Origin of the sequence: Haloarcula salinisoli, assembly GCF_019599405.1 — an archaeon.
GTDB lineage: Archaea > Halobacteriota > Halobacteria > Halobacteriales > Haloarculaceae > Haloarcula > Haloarcula salinisoli.
Window position 1 is genome coordinate 377,797 of record NZ_RKLQ01000001.1, and the last position, 17,308, is coordinate 395,104.

The window sequence follows — 17,308 nt, forward strand, 5'->3', positions numbered from 1 at the left end:
TGACCTAAGACTACTATGGCAGTACTCGAAATCAACAATCTACACGCGGAAGTTGCAGAGGAAGGCGGTGAGACAATCCTTCGCGGTGTCAATCTCGAAGTGGAGTCCGGCGAAATCCACGCCCTGATGGGCCCGAACGGCTCGGGCAAGTCCACGACGGCGAAGGTCATCGCGGGCCACCCGGCCTACGAGGTCACCGACGGTGAGGTCCTCATCCACCTCGAAGACGACGAGTTCGGCGAGGACTTCGAGATTCCCGAGGACCTGCGGACGTGGGACCTGCTTGACCTCGAACCCAACGAGCGCGCCGCCCTTGGCGTGTTCCTCGGGTTCCAGTACCCCGCCGAAATCGAAGGCGTGACCATGGTCAACTTCCTCCGGACGGCGCTCAACGCCAAGCTCGAAGAGCGCGAGGAGCTGTTCGAGGACGACGAAGAGGAAGAAGCCGAAGCCGAGAGCGAGGACACCAAAGAAGACGCCGCCGGCTACGACACCTCCCCGATGGAGGGCCCCGCCGACGAGGGCGAAGTCGGTGTCGCCGAGTTCCAGGAGATACTCCAGGAGAAGATGGAGCAGCTGGACATGGACGAGAAGTTCGCCTCCCGATATCTCAACGCCGGCTTCTCCGGCGGCGAGAAGAAACAGAACGAGGTCCTCCAGGCCGCCATCCTCGAGCCCTCCGTCGCCGTGCTCGACGAGATCGACTCCGGGCTGGACATCGACCGCCTGCAGGACGTCTCGAACGGCATCAACGCGCTGCGCGACGAGCAGGGTGCCGGCATCCTCCAGATCACCCACTACCAGCGCATCCTCGACTACGTCGAACCCGACCACGTCCACGTGATGCTCGACGGCCAGATCGCCCAGAGCGGCGGTCCGGAACTCGCCGAGAAGCTCGAAGACGAGGGGTACGACTGGGTCCGCGAGGAAGCCTACGAGGCCGCATAACACCCATACGTCCACACCACTAACCCATACATATCATGAGCTCAGACCAAGACCACCTCAAAGAGACCGACACCGAAGCCCGCTTCGAGTTCAAGAAGGAGGAGAACTCCGCCTTCGAGACCGAGAAGGGCCTCACCGAGGAGACTGTGCGAGTCATCTCGGAAGACAAAGACGAGCCCGAATGGATGCTCGAGCGCCGCCTGCGCGCGCTCAAGCAGTTCCAGGAGATGCCGATGCCGACTGGCTGGCCCGGAGCGCCGGACCTCTCGGAAGTCGACATCGCCGACATCGTCCCCTACATCCGCCCCGACATCGAGACGCGTGGCGGCGCCGAAAACTGGGAAGACCTCCCCGAAGAGATTCAGGACACCTTCGACAAGCTGGGCATCCCGGAAGCCGAGAAGAACGCCCTCTCGGGCGTGGGCGCCCAGTACGAATCGGAGATCGTCTACCAGAACATGCAGGAGCGCTGGGAGGAGAAAGGCGTCATCTTCTGTGACATGGACAAGGCCGTCCAGGAGCACGAAGAACTCGTCAAGGAACACTTCATGACGAAGTGTGTCCCCCCGAGCGACAACAAGTTCGCCGCCCTCCACGGGGCCGTCTGGTCCGGTGGCTCCTTCGTCTACATCCCGGAGGACACCACGGTCAACATGCCCGTGCAGGCGTACTTCCGCATGAACTCCGAGGGGATGGGCCAGTTCGAGCACACGCTCATCATCGCCGAGGAGAACTCCGAGGTCCACTACATCGAGGGCTGTTCCGCGCCGAAATACTCCGCCTTCAACCTCCACAGCGGTGGGGTCGAAGTCTTCGTCGGCGAGAACGCCCACGTCCAGTACTCGACCGTGCAGAACTGGTCGAAGAACACGTACAACCTCAACACCAAGCGCGCAATCTGTGAGAAAGAGGGGACCATGGAGTGGGTCTCGGGCAGCATGGGCTCGAAAGCCACGATGCTGTACCCCTCCACCGTCCTCAAGGGCCCCGGCGCGACGGACAACCACATCACCATCGCCATGGCCGGCGAGGGCCAGGACATCGACACCGGTGCGAAGGTCTACCACAACGCACCCGACACGAAGTCCACCATCGAATCGAAGTCCATCGCGAAAGACGGCGGCCGCACGAACTACCGCGGCCTGGTCCACATCGCCGACGGCGCCGAGGACTCCTCGACGTCCGTCGAGTGTGACGCCCTGATGTTCGACAACGACTCCACGTCGGACACGATGCCGTACATGGAGATTCAGGAGTCGAAAGTCGACGTCGCCCACGAGGCGACCGTCGGCAAGATCGGCGACGAGGACGTCTTCTACCTCCAGTCCCGCGGGCTGGACGACGACGACGCAAAGCAGATGATCGTCGCCGGCTTCATCGAGCCGATTACGGAGGAGCTGCCGATCGAGTACGCCGTCGAACTGAACCGTCTCATCGAGCTGGAGATGGAGGGGTCGCTCGGATAATCATGAGCACGCAGGTACACGCTACACTCAGCGAAGACGCAGTCGAACAGATATCCGAAGACCTCGGGGAGCCCGAGTGGCTGCTGGAGACGCGCAAGGACGCGCTCGCGGCCCTGGACGACCTCGAGATGCCCGACGTCATCCAGACGCCGGGCCGGAAGTGGACCAACCTCGACGCGCTCGACTACGAGACGCTCGTCGACCCGCTCGACTACGCCCAGGACAAGGACCGCATCGACGCCGAGGGCGTCGACGTCCTCTCCTGGAGCGACGCGCTCGACGAGCACGGCGAGCTCATCGAGGACCACTTCGGGAGCGTCGTGGACACCGAGCGGGACTACCTGACTGCGCTGTCGACGGCGCTGTTCTCCGCCGGGACGGTCGTCTACGTCCCCGAGGGCGTCGACGCCGAGGACGTGAAGATCCGGACGACGATGAACAGCCGGTCGCTGTTCAACTACACGCTCGTCATCGCCGAGGAGTCCGCTTCCGTCACCATCCTGGAGCGCCAGACCACCGGCGAAGACACCGAGGGCGACCAGTACTACTCGGGCGTCGTCGAAGCCGTCGCAGGCGAGAACGCCTACGTCCAGTACGGCACGCTCCAGAACCTCTCGGAGGAGAGCTACAACTACCAGGTCAAGCGCGGCCACGCCGACACCTACGCCTCTATCGACTGGATCGAGGGCAACATCGGCTCCCGCCTGACCAAGTCCAGTGTGGAGACGCGCCTGCTCGGTGACTCCTCGGAGTCCCAGATCGTCGGCGCGTTCTTCGGCCACGACGACCAGCACGTCGACATCGCGGCGCGTGTCTGGCACGAGGCCGAACACACCGTCGCCGACCTCGTGACCCGCGGCGTCCTCGACGACGAGGCCCGCTCGGTGTACGAGGGCGTCCAGGACGTCGGCACCGAGGCGTGGGACACCAGCTCCTACCAGCGTGAGAACACCCTCATGCTTAGCGACGACTCCGAGGCCGACGCGTCCCCGAAGCTCATCATCAACAACCACGACACCGAGGCCTCCCACTCCGCGACGGTGGGCCAGGTCGACGCCGAGGACATGTTCTACATGACCTCCCGCGGTGTCCACCCCGAGAAGGCGAAGAACATGCTCGTCGAGGGCTTCTTCGTCCCTGTGCTGGAAGAGGTCGCGGTCGACGAACTCCGCGAGGACCTCGACCAGCTGATTTACGAGCGTCTCCGCGAGTGACGCGTTAGTGTCACGAGGGGAGGCTCGCGGGAGCTTTGCTCCCGCGGCGTCTTCGTGAGTAACCCGTAGGGTTACGAACGAAGGCTCGAAAGAACTCGTTCTTTCGGCGTCTGCGAGAGTAATCGTCCGATTACTCTCGCAGGCTCGTCGGAGCTTGTCTCCGACGGCGTCTGTGCGAGTAGCGAGGTCGCGCAGCGACCTCGATTATCGAGCGGGGAGCGAAGCGACCCGCGAGTGAGCCGGTAGCCTCACGAGCGCAGGCTCGTCGAAATGCGTCGCCGACTTCTTCGAAGTATCAAAACGCGTTTTGATTCTCCGGCCGCCTCAATAGGGAGTCACTCGAAGCCTGTCGTATGGCCGTCTTCGAATCATTCCGCGACGGTTGGACTGCCCTCCGAACGACCCCGAGCCTGTTGCTCGCCGGCGGACTGCTGGTGGCGCTCCCGCTCGTCGGCGCGCTCGACCTGGGGACCGCCGAGCCGGTCGCGGAACTGGCGACGGTGCTCGCGCTTCCGTTCGTCCTCGGTGGTTTCCTCGCGATGGCGACTACGGCGCTCCGGGACGGCGACCCCTCGCTGCGCTCGTTCGTCCATGCAGGTGGGACGAACTACCTTCGGCTCGTCGGTGGCCTCGTGCTGTTCGTTTTCGGTCTCGGGGCGGTGCTGACCGTCGTCATGACGCTCAGTTTCGCGCCGATCGTCCTGGTCGCTCTCGCCGGCGGCGCCGATTTCGCAGCGATGGGTGCGAGCCTCGGAGCAGTGGTGGCCATCGTAGGCTCGGTCGCCGCACTCGCCGCTGGGTTTCTCTTTCTCCAGTTTTTCGCACCTGCCATCGTCGTCGAGGACCGCAGCGTGGCAGACAGCTTCCGCCGGAGCGTCGGGCTCGTCCGCCGGAAGCTCGCCAGCGCTGTCGGCTTCACACTGCTGTGGGCGATTGCCGTCGACGCCGTTCCCACGCCGCGGCCGCTGCTGGAGTCAGGCGGTGCCGAGACGCTCCAGGCTGTCGGTGTCCCCGGTGAAGCGCTCCCGGTGGCCGTCGCAGTCGTTGGCGTCGTCTCGGTGGTGGGACTCACGTACTGCTACATCGTCTACGTGGCCTATTTCCTCCGGCTCACCGGGGCGGTGCCGACGCGACACCGCGACACGGAGCCAGCCGACTCCGGCTCCGTTGTCGGCACGCAGTAACGTTTTGTCGGTGGGCAGACACAACAGTCACACTGGCCGCCCCACGACGGACATCGAGGGACCTTACCACACATGGGACGACTCCTGCCAACGGAGACGGACGCATCGGTCGAACGGAGCGAGGAGCCGTCGGTGCTGTGTATCGACGACGAGGAGACCAGCGAGGTTTTCTCGGCACTGGGCTCGGAGACGGCCCAGGCGATCTTTCGGCTGTTGAACGAGGAGCCGGCCACACCGGCGACCATCGCCCAGCGACAGGACATGTCGGTCCAGAACGTCCACTACCATCTCGACAACCTGGCTGCCGCCGGGCTCATCGAAGTCGTCGACACTTGCTACTCCGAGAAGGGCCGCGAGATGGACGTATTCGTCGTCGCCGAGGACCCGACGCTCCTCTTTCTCGGCACCAGCGACGACACGCCGGCGATGAAGCGCGCGTTCGATTCGTTCGCGTCGTTCGTCGGCGTCTCCCCGCTGCTGGTGACACTCGGGGAGGCGGCATCGTGGGTATTCGGTGACGAATGACCGGCGAGCGCGCGGCGGGGACCGACACCGCCGACGGACTCCCGATTCGGCGAAGGGCGGAGACCGACGGCTGTAGCTGTCTCGACTGCCGGAACGTGGACGCGGCGACGACACGCCGGAGCGTGCTCGACACCGTCCAGTGGAGCCTGGGGCTCTGTCGCGCGTATCCGTCGATTCTCCTCTTCGGCGTCTGCCTCGTCACGGCGGGTGTGGGCGTGGACGCCCTCGGCGCTCGATACCTCCCCTCTCCGGTCGTGCGTCTGCTCGATATCCTGATGGCGGCTGGCTTCGTCCTGGGGCTCAGAGCGTACGTGGCGACACTCACAGCCCGGGAACTCACCGGGAGCAGCCTCGCCCCGTGGCCGTGGTGTCGCCGGGCTATCGTCCGGACGCTCCTGCTGGCCGTCGTGGTTCTCGCCCTCGTATTCGTCATCGCGGCAGCTTCGACGGCACTCACTTTCGCCCTGTTCGGAGCGCTGGTGGTCGGTGGGATGCTGCCGCCGGGCGGTCCCCTGCACCAGCCCGGCTTCCTCGCGGCCGTCGCGGTGAGTGTCGGCCTGCTGCTGGTGCCGGTGTTTTACGTTCTGTTCAAGTGCTGGTTCGCGCTGGAAGCGTGTATCATCGGGCGGTACGGCCCCGTCGACGCCATCCGCGTGAGCTGGGGGCTGACGACCACCTACCGCGGTAAGGTCCTCCGACTCACCGCTGTCGTGATCCTCTCGCTCGGAGCGAGCTACGTCGCCGCTCTCACGCCGTCGGTCTCGGGTCCGCTGGGTACGCTGCTGTCGTCGCTTGGCCCCCTGGTCGGCGCCCTCGGCGAACTCACCGCGGTGCTGTGGTACGCCGTCTCCGCGCATCTGTACGTGCAGGGCGTCCTCGACGCGTGACCGGAACCGGGCTTGGTAGTGAAACCGCTGCTACTCGGCCCCGTCACGGCGGACGATGACGACGAGAACAGCGACGAGCGCTATCTGGGTGCCCTTGTCAGCGAGCTGTACAGACGTGTACTCCAGGGCTGCTGGGGTGAGAAAACCGTGGCCGATGCCGTATAGCAGTATCTGGACGGCAGTAAAGGGGATGCCGAGCTGCACCACCATCTGCCGGCGGACGTTCAGCACCACCGCGACGATACCGACGAGAAAGCCGACTCCGGCGGCTAGCAGTGGTGGCTTGGCGTCTACCGCACCCAGCCAGAGGTGGATACCGCCACTGACCATCGCGAGGGCGATTCCGACCCAGAACAGCGGTGATAGCGACCGCGGGGACCGTCCCGCGGCGCGTTCTGTCGCGGTTTCGGGGACCATATGACCACAGAAGAAAGCCCTTGAATTAAGATTTCACTCGATGTCCCGGTCGACTGTCCGGTGAGCAACCGACGTGCTGTGCGGGTGGTGGCCAAAGTGCGGGCGCTGGCCGGGGACCAGCCGTTACTCCACCCTCGGACGGAACAGGGAACCGCTTAAGTTCCGCCCTCCCCGACAGTTGCCTATGACTGTATCGTCCCGCCGGGAGGTGTCGACGTGAGCCTGACCCAGCCTATCGCGTCGGACCACCAGCTGGCCCGCCTCCTGCAGATTGGCATCGTCCTCGAAGAGGTCGTCGAGGCCCGGGCCGGCAAACACGCGGCAGAGACCGACGACACTGCCGACGCCGACCTCGCCAGGCTGCTGGAAGACGCGTCTGCGGAGTCGGCACAGCACCGCCGTCAGCTAGAGGAACTCCTCGCCGCCCTCGAGGCCGACACCGTTCCCTTCGAGGAGATTCAGACGCTCGTCGAGGCCCAGTACGAGGCCGACGAGGACTTCGACGGCGTGCTGTACGACCAGCTCTGTAACGAGGAGACGGCCTACAAGTTCTACGACGACCTCATCGAATCTATCGAGGCGTCCGAGACGTCGTTCAGCGTAGACCGCACCCGACTGCTGGAGACGCTGCGACTAATCCGCGAGGAGGAGGCCGAGGGCGTCGAGGACGTGACCGAACTCATGGAGGCACGATTATGAACACGCAGGCTCAGTATCTGAAAGCGATTTATCTCACCCAGCAGCAGGCCGACGGCCCCGCATCGACCGGCAACGTGGCTGACTTGCTCGATGTCAGCCCCGCCAGCGCCAACGAGATGATCGGCAAACTCGAGGACCGGGGGCTGCTCGACCACGAGAAGTACAAGGGCGTCGACCTCACCGACGAGGGCATCCAGCAGGCCCGCGACGCCTTACAGAACTACTGTATCATCGAGCGCTTTCTCATCGAAGTCCTGGAGGTCGAGGACTTTCGGACAGAGGCCAAGACCCTGGAGGGCGTCATCGACGAGACCGTCGCCGAACGCCTCGATACCATCATCGACCGCGAACCGCAGTGTCCCGACTGCTTCAACGCCGAGGACGACGTCTGCGGACTCATCGACGTAGAGGCGGAAGTGAGCAGCGACTAACTCTCGAAGCGTTCAAGTGCGTTCCGGCGGTCTGTTGATTTGCAGCAAATCGGAGTCCCGTGGTGGTGAGCAATCTCGACGAGATTGCGATGCTCACTGGTCGAACGAAGTGAAGTCCCGTGGTGTAGTGGCCAATCATATGGGCCTTTGGAGCCCATGACGGCGGTTCGAATCCGCCCGGGACTATTATCAAATATCTGTCATAACTAAACAGGGCAGGAGAGTCTGGAAAGCTGAAAATTTCCGGTTCCCAGAAATAGTTATAATAAAATCTATAAATACGCAGCGTCCCACCGAACCGGCTTCCGGACGTTCCCACAGCTATCACACTCGATGCGGCCCATCGAGTCCATGACGAGCGCGAGGGTGTTGCAGTTGCTACAGAAGTAGCCGTACCTGTCGTCGGCCTCGCGTTCGCTGAAGACGACGTGGAAGGGTGCTTTCGAGCCGCGTTCGTGGTTGTCGTGGTCGACGTAGACGGTGCGGCTGTCGGGGGTTTCGACGGCTTCGCGGCCCCACTGTTCGGACTCGGCGTAGATGTTCTCGACGTAGCTCTCCCCGTCTATCTCTACGGTGTCGGTGCCGACCTGGCGGAACTCCCGGTGGTCGTAGAACTCGTTGCCTTCGGTGTTCTCGGCCAGCACCCGGCCACGGAGGTTCATCACGTCGAGTCGCCCCAGTTCCTCGCGGGTGGCCGCGAACAGGTCGCTGGCGATACCCTCGCCGCGGTGGGCGGGGTCGACGTGGAGCCACAGCAGCGTGGCGGTGTTGGCCGCGGCGACGACGCTCTCGGAGAAGCCGACGACCTGGCCCGCGTCGTCCGCGACCAGTATCACGTGGTCGGGGTCGTCCAGCTTTGTCGCCAGCTCGTCTTCGTTGTACCACTCCTCGATGGCGTTCGATATCGCGTGTGGTCCCAGCGAGTACGATGCTCCCAGCGACCGCCGCGCGACGTCACGAATGGCGGGACTGTCGGCCGGCCTGGCGCGTCGGAATTCCATACGTCTATCCTCACCCCGGACGGGCATAAACGTACAGTCCCACTGAGAGGTTTGTCGGGGCGGTCACTATCCAGAACTCCTCACATCTGTAGAGCTTATTTCAAAGAAAAGCTTATGCTCTTGGACGCATGAGCTACAATCATCCATGGAGGTTGATTATCGAGCATAGATGGAGAGGATAACTGTCTGAAACAGAGAGACGTGTCTTGCCGGCCGATGCCTACCGGCTGCCCGCCGAGATGGCCACTCAGCGTCCCACGCGACGCCGGACCGGACTCTGGTCCCCGCTCGCGATGGGCGCTCGCTCAACCATGCAGCCACTCTCGGCTTCGCTGTTTTCCGTACATCCGTTCGGATTCGTGACCGCTAAGGGTGTCGTAACGCTAAAGAGTCGAACGAACCTTCTTGTCTGTAAGATGATTACCGGAACCTATCGCCGGAGGTGTCGCTGTGGGCGTCGAGATTAGGGAGTCACCAGTCTCGGACGAGGCCTTCGACGCGATGCAGGAGTTCGTCCACGACTACCTGGCTGCCAGTGTCGAGAACGAGGACGAGGGCGGCCGGATGCGCTGGTACCCCTGGCACTCGGCGGAGTACCGGTTCAACCATATCCTGAACGTCGTCGACATCTCGACGACCATCGCCGAGCGGGAGGGCGCAAACGTCGACGTGACGCGGGTGGCGGCCCTGTTCCACGATATCGCGAAACTGGAGGCCGAACAGGACGTCCACGCCGAAGCCGGCGCTCGCATCGCTCGGGAGTATCTCAAGACCCACGGTGACTACCCGGAGTCGTTCGTCGAGCAGGTGTGTCGGTCCGTTGAGGACCACTCCTACCAGGGTGACCTCTCCGATCTCCCCCTGGAGACGCAGTGTCTCATCGAGGCGGATATCCTCGACAAGGTCGGGGCCAACGGGACGGCGCTGATGCTGTTGCGGATGGGATACGAATCGCGAACGCACATGGACGCCGCCGAGATGGTCGACCGCGTCATCGAACGCGGCGAAGACGCCAGCGAGCGCGTCGAGAGTGACACCGCCGAGTCGCTGGTCCACCAGCGGCTCAAGCGAACCCGCTGGTTCCAGGAGTGGCTGGAGATGGAAGTCGCCGAGATGGAGGCCGAAGACAGTCTCGACGACGTGGCGACCGGTATGGGCGATTCCTGATACTGGTGGCTGTAAGAACGTGGAGATAATCGGCACCGGGAGGTGCCGAGTTCTCCCGAAATGTTACAGCCACCGGTGTGAGCCTCAGACCGCCTGCCAGAGGAAGACCACTCCGAAGCCGGCCAGGAGTGCCCCACTCAGCCACGCGACGACTGGCGCGAGGCGCTCGACGCGACTCCGGGCGGCGACGATAGTCGCCGGGAACCCCGTTATCCAGATGAGAACACCACCGAACAGCCCCGCGAGCAGCCCCGGGTGGCCGGTTCGGACGACGAAGAGGCCGGTGAGCGCGGGGCCAACCGCCGGCAGCGGCGCGAGGACGTCGACCTGTCCCGGGTCGAGCAGCCCGACCCCGACGGTCAGCCAGAACAGCACCTGATACGGGTTGGAAAGCGCCAGCACGAACGCCTTCCGAAAGCCACGACTCTCGTCGGCAGCGGTCGCATCGACCGACGAGAGCGCGGTGGCATCCTGGACCGCTCCGTAGGCGAAATAGAGCATCAGGAGGCCGCCGCCGGCGACCATCGCCCGCCGGACGGTCGGGGCGTCCTGGACGACGGTGACGACGCCGGCCAGCGCGAGCAGGAAGAACGAGAGGTCCGCGACCATCGCGCCTAGCCCGGCCGTGAAACCGGCTCGCCACCCCCGGACAGCGCTCTCCTCGGCGATGATGGCGTTCATCGGGCCGGGTGGAGCCGCCAGGGCCAGCCCGAAGACGACGCCGCCCAGCATCGTCGTGAGCAGGGCGGGCGCTGGGAGCGACTGGAGGAGCGGACAGGGATGCATCTACTGGGTGTGAAAAACGGAGAGAGAAAGACGCCGGAACTTACAGCTTGCCGGCCTTCTGCAGCTTCATCAGGTCCTCGGTGTCGAGGGTCTCGCCTTCCTTGAACTTCTGGTAGATCTCCTCGGCCTCCTCGCGGGCGGCCTCCTGTTTCTCCTCGCGCTGGCTGCGCTCTTCTTTCTCCTCTTTCTTGTCGAGTTCGCGCAGGCGCTTCTGGACGCGGACGAAGTCCTCGTGGTGCTGGTCGGCCGCTTCCTGGGCCTCGACGAACTCCTCGTGTTTCTCGTCGGCGTCGTCACGGATTTCGTCGGCCTCGCGGTAGGCCTCGATCATCTCGTTGTGGTGTTTCTGGGCCTCGTCGGCCAGCTCCGTGACCTTCTGGTGGTGCTTCGAGGCCTCGGAACGGACCTCTTCGGCCTCCTCCTTGAGCCCCTCGAGGTCACCGCTCTGGTCGAGTTTCTCCTTCTTGCTCTGGAGCTTCTCGCGCTTGTCCTCGATTTTCTCGATGAGCTCTTTCTCGTCCTCGGAGGAGAGCACCTCGGTCTGCTGCTTGAACTCGAGGTCTTCAATCTCCTCTTTGAGCTCGTCGACGGACTTGCCCTCGTCGAGCTCGAGGTCGTTTTTGACCTTGTCGACCTTGTCGAACAGCTCGTTGGCCTCGGCGTTGAGCTCGTTGCGCTTGTCCTTGTGCTCCTGGACCTGCTCGTTGAGCTCGTCGCGCTTCTCGCGGTGTTCCTGGGCCTCGTCGACCTTCTCGCGAGTCTTCGCGTTCAGGTCGTCACGGGCGCTGGCCCGCTCGGAGGCCATCTGGTTGAGCTCGTTTCGCCGGTCTCGCAGCTGACCGGCGAGCTTGATGAGCTCGCCCTTCGATTTGTTCTCAAGATCCTCTTCTGTTACTGCAACGTTTTTTGATTCGTCTATCGAGTCTGCCATTGTTGAAACCTCTATGCCATCACCGCTCTCGGACAGGCAGGGATATCGCTATGGAGGGGCTGGCACCAATAACAAGGGTTCCCTCTCATGTTGGGCGCGGTGCGATACTGCCTGAACGCGAAAGCGTTCTGGTACCAACAACTACCGGCGGACGGGGTTTAACTATTGTGGTGCAACGAATACCGTGGCGACCTCTCACACACCCGTCTACGGGCGCGTGAAGGCTTCACACGGATTCGAGTACGTTCATCTATCGCCCTCGATACGGTACTCGTTTTTGACAGCTCGCCCCTCGACGGCGGCGGCCAGCGTCAGCTCGTCGCCGGCTTCGAGTGTCAGCGAGCCGACCGTCACACGGCCAAAGGCGCCGATGACGCGCTCTTGTTGCTGGCGCTCGCCGTTGTGGTCCCACTCGACGGTGACCGTCCCCCCCGACGGGCGGTCGTGACAGGCGACGATGTCGCTCTCGCCGGGCGTCGGGTCAGAGAGGAACACCTGCGTGGGCTGGTAGCTGTCCGAGAGCGTCGCGTAGGCTCGTTTCTCGGTGCCGTCGGCGGCGAGGACGCCCATCCCGGCGTCGGCCACGTCACGGAGGCTGTCGAGGACGACGACGTCGCTTTCGCGTTGCCGTAACTGCTCGGCGACGGTCTGGACGATGCGGGCCTGATACGCCTGTGAGTCGGCGGCGTCACCGCTGACGCGACTGTTGTCGAACCCGGTCTCGTCGGTCGGGTCGTCGGTGCCCAGCGAGCCGGCGCCGAACCCGGCGACCACGTCGCCGACACCGTAGTGGTCACAGAGCCACGCCAGGTCCTCGACCGAGCCGTAGCGCCAGCCGGGGTAGAGCGTGACGGCGTCGGGGTCGATACCCGGCGGCCCGACGACCGGGACGGTTGGGACACCTTCGACCCGCTCGGCCACCGCCTCGGCGGGCGCCTCGTTGTAGCTGGCCCGCCAGGCCCGGAACCGATAGCGGAGCCGGTCTAACGTGGTCGACCCCAGGCCGTCGGCGTACGGCTCGACCGGTTCGTCGTGGACCGAGACGCAGGCCAGGCTCGGATGGTTGCCGATGTGCTCGGTGAACGATTCGGCCAGCTCGCGACCGCGGTCCATGTCGAAGCTGCCGGGGCCCGTAAGCGGCAGGTCCTGCCAGAGGAGGACGCCGTGCTCGTCACAGGCCTCTGCGACTGCCGGCGGGACCCCTTGCGCGCGGACTCGTACGAGGTTCGCGTTCGCCGCGACGGCCCGTTCGACGTCCTCGACTGTCGGGTCCAGCAACGTCACGCCGCGGGCGCGGACCCGCTCACCGTTGCATTCGAGGCCCTCGCCCTGGTCGTATGTGACCGACCGGAGCCCGGTCGTCAGCGAGTGTTCGGTGTCGCCGAGCTTCGCCCGGACCACGTAGCGGGGCTGGTTCCCGAGGTCGTGGGGCCACCACAGCGACGGGTCGCGCACGTCGATGGTGCGGGTGACGGTGGTGCCCCCGGCATCGGTCTCGACGCGTTCCCGGTCCATCATGCCGCCGCCCCTGACCTCGCCGGTCGGACGGATAGAGAACGTGAGTCGGTCGTCTAGCGGTTCCTTCGTCACTACCTCGGCCTCGACGTCGACGGCGGCCCCGCCCTCGGTGAGCCGCGGACGCCCACGCATTGCGTGCACGTAGGGGTCCGGATACGTCTCCAGCGAGGCGTCCCACCAGATACCGGGGACGCACCGCTCGGGGGGTAGCTGGTCGGTGTCGTGGAGGCCGCCAAAGCGGTCCTCGGGGGCCCGACACTCGACTACGAGGCGGTACTCCTCGGCCTCGGGCAGTCGGACCCGAAGCGGCGTGACGTAGCTGTCGGACTCGGCGACGTGGTCGCCGTTACACCAGACGCGGGTGTGGGCGTAGGCTCCCCTGAGGACCAGTACCACGTGTTCGTCCGCGCCCGTCCGTGGGTCCGCGACAGTTGTCTCGTAGGCGACGGCGTCGGCGCCGGCAAACGCCGCCGGCCGGCCCGGCACCGAGACCGGCTCCCACGTCTCCGGCGACGGCATCTCGTCGTCCGGCGCTACCGCCGCGCCGCGCCACGAAAGCGACATATCATGTGGCCCGTCCCCCGGGGGCATATCCTTTACCCCCGCCCTGCCGGCCCCCGACCGGACCACCGGGCCGTTGGCTGTCACTTTCACTTTCACTCCGGGGACGGCTCGGATTAAGGTAGCCCCCGTCCCAAGGAAAGCGTATGATACAGGACCTCTGCGGTGAGAACACGTGCGACGCCGACGGCTGCGAGCGGGGACTGACCGAGCCACAGCTGGTGTTCGACACCGACGCTGGCCGCCGGGCGGCCTACGAGTGTGCGTGTGGCGCGGTGACGGTCACCGTCGTCCGGTCCGAGTCGACTCGCTGATATCCGTCCGGCTAAGTACGGCCGTCGGAAACGACGGGTATGAGCCACGAGGTCGTCATCAGTGCGGAAGGCCACGAGCACGTCACAGCCGAACACGCGAGCACGCTCGAAGTCACGAGCGACGATTTCCTCACTCCGGCCGGCGACTGCATCCTGGGTATCGAGGCCGACACCGTCCCCGCCGACTTCGACGACGCGTTCGTGACCGCCTGCCAGTCCGCCGACGCGACCATCACGGCCACCCTCGAAGCCGACGGGCACCGCGTCGTCGTCGAAGGGTCGGGCCATCCGGACCTCTCCTTCGAGAACGACCGCAGCCACGTCCTCCGGACCAGCGACTACGTCGACGACCGGACGGTGATGGTCGGGGCCGACGCCGCCGCCGGCGACGTCGACCGCGACCTCGTGGCCGCACTGGCCGACGGCGCCGACCTGACGCTGACCCTTTCCGTCGAGTCCTGACTGTTTTGCCCGTCGCGTCCCTCTCCTCGCACATGACCGACCCTGAGCCGACGAAGAACATCAGCGGCGGCGAGTCGGGCGGGGGGAGCGAGGCACGGTTCGACCCGGCCACCGCGGGCACGCGGGCCGAGGCCGTCGTCGACCGGCTCGGCGAGCTGTACTGGACGAAGACCTACGGCGGTCAGGACGCCTTCGAGTGTCTCGTGCGGACTATCCTCAGCCAGAACACCTCCGATACGGCCAGCCAGCCCGCCCACGACGCGCTGATGGAGCGATACGGCCCTGGCGATGGGGCCGGTGATGTGGACACGGACCTCGTCGACGCGCTCGCCGACGCGGACCAGCAGACGCTGGCCGAGACGATTCAGCCAGCTGGGCTGTACAACCAGAAGTCGGCGCGAATCGTCGCGCTGGCCGACGAGATTCGCGAGGAGTTCGGCGGCGAGGCGGGCTTTGACGCCTTCGTCAGGGACGACGACCCCGACGCCGTCCGGGACCGACTGCTGGAAATGAACGGGGTCGGTCCCAAAACCGCCGACTGTGTCCTCCTCTTTGCCGGCGGCCGTGGCGGTGTCTTTCCCGTCGACACGCACGTCCATCGCATCGCCCGGCGGATGGGGCTGGCACCGCCCGACGCCGACCACGAGACGGTCAGGGAGTACATCGAGCGGGACGTGCCCGCCGAGAAGTGTGGCTTCGGGCACACGGCGATGATACAGTTCGGCCGGGAGTACTGCAAAGCGAGAAAGCCGGCGTGTCTGGACGACCCCGAGGCCTGTCCCCTTGCCGACCGCTGTGACCAGGTCGGCGTCTACCCAGCGAGTGGGGAGGTCGTCGACCCGTCGGACGCGGCGTGATTTAGCCCCGGTGGCCCCACCGCTCGCCGTCCTCGGCGTAGCGCGCCGAGACGATGCGGTTGAACTGTTCGTCCGACAGCGAGATGTCGGCCGCCCCGACGTTCTCGTCTAGTTGGTCGACGGTGCGGGCGCCGACGATGGGCACACAGGTGATGTCGGGCTGCTCGATGAGCCAGCGCAGCGCGACCTGTGGCGGGGTCGCGTCGAGTTCGTCGGCGACGGCGCGCAGTTCGTCCAGCACGTGCCAGCCCCGCTCGGAGAGATAGAAGTCCTCGAAGCGGTCCGACAGCGAGCCCCGGGCGCCCTCGGGCCCCTCGAACTTGGTCGGGTCGTCGTCGTCCGTGCGCTCGTACTTCCCGGTGAGGAAGCCGCCCGCCAGCGGCGAGTACGGACAGACCGCCATGTCCTGGTCGGCGGCGACGTCCAGATAGTCCTTGATGTCGTCGCGGTAGCCGGCGTGAAAGAGTGGCTGGGTCACCTCGAAGCGTTCGAGCCCCTCGACGTCGCTCTTCCACAGGGCCTTCGTCAGCTGCCAGGCGGCCATCGTCGACGCGCCGAGATAGTGGACCTTCCCCTCGCGGACGAGGTCGTTCAGCGTCCGCAGCGTCTCGACGATGTCGCTTTCTTCGTCCCAGCGGTGGATGTAGTAGAGGTCGAGATAGTCCGTATCGAGGCGGTCGAGTGTCCCCTCGATCTGGGCGCGGATGTGCTTGCGACCCAGCCCGGAGTCGTTCGGACCGGGCTCGCCCCAGCCGTCGAAGGGGAAGTACACCTTCGAGGCGATGACGACGTCCTCGCGGTCGCGCTCCTCGAGCCACTCGCCGATGTAGCGCTCCGATTTCCCGTTCGGCGTCCCGTAGACGTTCGCCGTGTCGAAGAAGTTGATGCCGCGCTCCCACGCCGCGTCCAGCAACTCGTGGGCCTGCTCCTTGTCGGTCTCGACGACGCCGCCGGTCTCCCGGCCAAAGCGCCAGGTCCCGTAACAGAGCTGTGACACCGTCGTCCCGGTCGAACCGAGTCGTGTGTACTCCATAGCCACCGCAGACGGTCGACGGCAAAAAGCGCTCGCTTGCCTGCAAACCGGGCGGCGGGTGAGTGCGTGCCCTCAGCCGCAATCGACGCCCGGCCAGTCGTAGCCGGCCTCGCTGAGCCCCGTCGCGACCTGTTCGCGGTGGGCGTCCTCGACCGGGCCTTTCGGTTCGACCGCTGCCGTCTCCTCGCTGTAGTCGAACTGGTAGGATAGCACCACGAAATCGTCGTCCTCGTCGACCCCGGTCAGTTCGACGATGAGTTCGTTGGCGTACGGATACACGGACGTGCCCGTAATTCGGGCGGTGCCGGAGTCTGTCACGTGTTGGAGGGGGATGCCAACCCGCAGTCGTTCGAGAGGCATTCGGTTACGCAGTCGAACTCGCGAGCGCAGTCGAGACAGCGCCAGCGTGTCACGGAGTGGTCCTCGACAGCGGCGGCGACGATGCGATGGTCGTGGATGCCGAGACCGGTTTCGGTCATCGGCTGGCCCTCCCCGGGGCGTCGAGTGGCCCGTCGGCGATTTGATGGATGTGTTCGTCACACAGCGTCGGCGTCCGGTCTGTGACCTCGTACGTGACTCGTGAGACAAGCTTCGACGCGCTACGTTCGACCGACGGCTGCCAGGCGGCCAGCGCGATGTGGCCGTCCCGGTTACAGACCGTACACTGTGACCCGGTCCCGGTGAACCGCTCCAGCGTTCGCCCGAACTCGTCGAGCTCGCAGTTGCGACAGAAGCCAGCGAGTTCACGGCCCGACAGCACGTCTACGACGGCCCGGTTGTATCCTGCTGGTCGCCCACAACAGATGCAATCCATCATCTTCGACCCTGGACTATCAGGATTAGTACCGACTGATAAAAACGTGCTGACCGGACTGAAAATGATGGAACCCTCGGATAGCCGATATCG

21 protein-coding genes and 1 tRNA gene are annotated in these 17,308 nt (G+C 65.0%); 13 read left to right on the forward strand and 9 right to left on the reverse strand.

Translation table 11 applies throughout. The annotated features are described in order from the left end of the window. Positions 1–15 precede the first annotated feature (15 nt). From EGD98_RS01935 to EGD98_RS01960, 6 genes are all read left to right on the forward strand, one after another. The gene (locus tag EGD98_RS01935) at positions 16–948 is read left to right on the forward strand and encodes an ABC transporter ATP-binding protein (protein ID WP_220586663.1); all 933 of its coding nucleotides are present in this window, start codon (positions 16–18) and stop codon (positions 946–948) included. A gap of 35 nt (positions 949–983) precedes the next feature. After that, positions 984–2,414, forward strand: a complete 1,431-nt coding sequence (sufB, locus tag EGD98_RS01940; RefSeq protein ID WP_220586664.1) for a Fe-S cluster assembly protein SufB — start codon at positions 984–986, stop codon at positions 2,412–2,414. A 2-nt stretch (positions 2,415–2,416) separates the two neighbouring features. After that, positions 2,417–3,628 carry a Fe-S cluster assembly protein SufD gene (gene sufD, locus EGD98_RS01945; RefSeq protein WP_220586665.1) on the forward strand — a complete coding sequence of 404 codons (1,212 nt, stop codon included), beginning with the start codon at positions 2,417–2,419 and terminating at the stop codon, positions 3,626–3,628. Positions 3,629–3,981: 353 nt separating this feature from the next. Next, a complete protein-coding gene (locus tag EGD98_RS01950) occupies positions 3,982–4,812 on the forward strand; it encodes a DUF7847 domain-containing protein (protein ID WP_220586666.1) in 831 nt (276 codons plus the stop codon). A gap of 72 nt (positions 4,813–4,884) precedes the next feature. Next, positions 4,885–5,337, forward strand: a complete 453-nt coding sequence (locus tag EGD98_RS01955) for an ArsR/SmtB family transcription factor (RefSeq protein ID WP_220586667.1) — start codon at positions 4,885–4,887, stop codon at positions 5,335–5,337. Beyond that, positions 5,334–6,224 carry a hypothetical protein gene (locus EGD98_RS01960; protein WP_220586668.1) on the forward strand — a complete coding sequence of 297 codons (891 nt, stop codon included), beginning with the start codon at positions 5,334–5,336 and terminating at the stop codon, positions 6,222–6,224. Before EGD98_RS01955 ends, EGD98_RS01960 begins: the two co-directional genes overlap by 4 nt. Before the next feature lie 30 nt (positions 6,225–6,254). Here EGD98_RS01960 and EGD98_RS01965 read toward each other — a convergent pair whose 3' ends face one another. Continuing rightward, complete coding sequence (locus EGD98_RS01965) at positions 6,255–6,641, reverse strand: hypothetical protein (RefSeq protein ID WP_220586669.1); 387 nt, start codon at positions 6,639–6,641, stop codon at positions 6,255–6,257. A 216-nt stretch (positions 6,642–6,857) separates the two neighbouring features. Between EGD98_RS01965 and EGD98_RS01970 the strand changes: the two genes are divergently transcribed. From EGD98_RS01970 to EGD98_RS01980, 3 genes are all read left to right on the forward strand, one after another. Beyond that, on the forward strand, positions 6,858–7,340 hold the full coding sequence (locus tag EGD98_RS01970) for a ferritin-like domain-containing protein (RefSeq protein ID WP_220586670.1): 483 nt from the start codon (positions 6,858–6,860) through the stop codon (positions 7,338–7,340). Continuing rightward, complete coding sequence (locus EGD98_RS01975) at positions 7,337–7,771, forward strand: metal-dependent transcriptional regulator (protein ID WP_220586671.1); 435 nt, start codon at positions 7,337–7,339, stop codon at positions 7,769–7,771. Before EGD98_RS01970 ends, EGD98_RS01975 begins: the two co-directional genes overlap by 4 nt. 113 nt (positions 7,772–7,884) lie before the next feature. Further along, positions 7,885–7,957, forward strand: a tRNA-Gln gene (locus EGD98_RS01980). An 86-nt stretch (positions 7,958–8,043) separates the two neighbouring features. On the opposite strand, the gene EGD98_RS01985 is transcribed toward EGD98_RS01980, so the two are convergent. After that, positions 8,044–8,772 (reverse strand): GNAT family N-acetyltransferase, encoded by a 729-nt coding sequence (locus EGD98_RS01985; protein ID WP_220586672.1) that lies wholly within the window; start codon positions 8,770–8,772, stop codon positions 8,044–8,046. A gap of 450 nt (positions 8,773–9,222) precedes the next feature. Here EGD98_RS01985 and EGD98_RS01990 point away from each other — a divergent pair, with 450 nt between their 5' ends. Next, a complete protein-coding gene (locus EGD98_RS01990) occupies positions 9,223–9,939 on the forward strand; it encodes an HD domain-containing protein (RefSeq protein WP_220586673.1) in 717 nt (238 codons plus the stop codon). A gap of 84 nt (positions 9,940–10,023) precedes the next feature. Here EGD98_RS01990 and EGD98_RS01995 read toward each other — a convergent pair whose 3' ends face one another. From EGD98_RS01995 to EGD98_RS02005, 3 genes are all read right to left on the reverse strand, one after another. Further along, on the reverse strand, positions 10,024–10,725 hold the full coding sequence (locus EGD98_RS01995; RefSeq protein ID WP_220586674.1) for a LysE family translocator: 702 nt from the start codon (positions 10,723–10,725) through the stop codon (positions 10,024–10,026). Between the two features lie 40 nt (positions 10,726–10,765). Next, on the reverse strand, positions 10,766–11,656 hold the full coding sequence (locus EGD98_RS02000) for a coiled-coil protein (RefSeq protein ID WP_220586675.1): 891 nt from the start codon (positions 11,654–11,656) through the stop codon (positions 10,766–10,768). Positions 11,657–11,902: 246 nt separating this feature from the next. Further along, positions 11,903–13,738 (reverse strand): glycoside hydrolase family 2 protein, encoded by a 1,836-nt coding sequence (locus EGD98_RS02005; RefSeq protein WP_220586676.1) that lies wholly within the window; start codon positions 13,736–13,738, stop codon positions 11,903–11,905. A gap of 143 nt (positions 13,739–13,881) precedes the next feature. On the opposite strand from EGD98_RS02005, the gene EGD98_RS02010 reads away from it, so the two are divergent. From EGD98_RS02010 to EGD98_RS02020, 3 genes are read left to right on the forward strand one after another with little or no spacing between them, the layout of a single operon-like run. Continuing rightward, a complete protein-coding gene (locus tag EGD98_RS02010) occupies positions 13,882–14,049 on the forward strand; it encodes a hypothetical protein (RefSeq protein WP_220586677.1) in 168 nt (55 codons plus the stop codon). 39 nt (positions 14,050–14,088) lie between these two features. Further along, positions 14,089–14,511 (forward strand): DUF371 domain-containing protein, encoded by a 423-nt coding sequence (locus EGD98_RS02015; RefSeq protein WP_220586678.1) that lies wholly within the window; start codon positions 14,089–14,091, stop codon positions 14,509–14,511. 32 nt (positions 14,512–14,543) lie between these two features. Beyond that, positions 14,544–15,368, forward strand: a complete 825-nt coding sequence (locus EGD98_RS02020; protein WP_220586679.1) for an endonuclease III domain-containing protein — start codon at positions 14,544–14,546, stop codon at positions 15,366–15,368. Between the two features lies 1 nt (position 15,369). On the opposite strand, the gene EGD98_RS02025 is transcribed toward EGD98_RS02020, so the two are convergent. From EGD98_RS02025 to EGD98_RS02040, 4 genes are all read right to left on the reverse strand, one after another. Then, positions 15,370–16,401 carry an aldo/keto reductase gene (locus tag EGD98_RS02025; RefSeq protein WP_220586680.1) on the reverse strand — a complete coding sequence of 344 codons (1,032 nt, stop codon included), beginning with the start codon at positions 16,399–16,401 and terminating at the stop codon, positions 15,370–15,372. 72 nt (positions 16,402–16,473) lie between these two features. Then, on the reverse strand, positions 16,474–16,761 hold the full coding sequence (locus EGD98_RS02030; protein ID WP_220586681.1) for a hypothetical protein: 288 nt from the start codon (positions 16,759–16,761) through the stop codon (positions 16,474–16,476). Then, positions 16,716–16,880 carry a hypothetical protein gene (locus EGD98_RS02035; RefSeq protein ID WP_220586682.1) on the reverse strand — a complete coding sequence of 55 codons (165 nt, stop codon included), beginning with the start codon at positions 16,878–16,880 and terminating at the stop codon, positions 16,716–16,718. Before EGD98_RS02035 ends, EGD98_RS02030 begins: the two co-directional genes overlap by 46 nt. Then, positions 16,877–17,218: a hypothetical protein gene (locus EGD98_RS02040; RefSeq protein ID WP_220586683.1), complete on the reverse strand. Its 342-nt coding sequence runs from the start codon at positions 17,216–17,218 to the stop codon at positions 16,877–16,879. Before EGD98_RS02040 ends, EGD98_RS02035 begins: the two co-directional genes overlap by 4 nt. Positions 17,219–17,308: the final 90 nt, after the last annotated feature.